This is a genomic window from Klebsiella sp. 141203 (assembly GCF_032601985.1).
GTDB lineage: Bacteria > Pseudomonadota > Gammaproteobacteria > Enterobacterales > Enterobacteriaceae > Klebsiella > Klebsiella aerogenes.
The window spans coordinates 1-247 of record NZ_JAQIRL010000027.1 but is presented as its reverse complement, the minus strand read 5'-3'; the positions used below and the strand labels follow the sequence as shown (position 1 = coordinate 247).

Sequence of the window (247 nt, the reverse complement as noted above, 5' to 3'; positions counted from 1 at the left end):
TGATAGGTCGGGTGTGTAAGCGTAGCGATACGTTGAGCTAACCGATACTAATGAACCGTGAGGCTTAACCTTACAACGCCGAAGATGTTTTGGCGGTTTGAGATGATTTTCAGCCTGATACAGATTACTCGATGCGTCGTTAAGACGTGTTGAAAACAGAATTTGCCTGGCGGCGATAGCGCGGTGGTCCCACCTGACCCCATGCCGAACTCAGAAGTGAAACGCCGTAGCGCCGATGGTAGTGTGG

General features: G+C 51.0%; 1 rRNA gene. It reads left to right on the top strand.

The features are described 5' to 3' along the window. Positions 1 to 165 precede the first annotated feature (165 nt). Positions 166 to 247, top strand: a 5S ribosomal RNA gene (gene rrf / locus PGR29_RS24860); the annotation flags it as partial.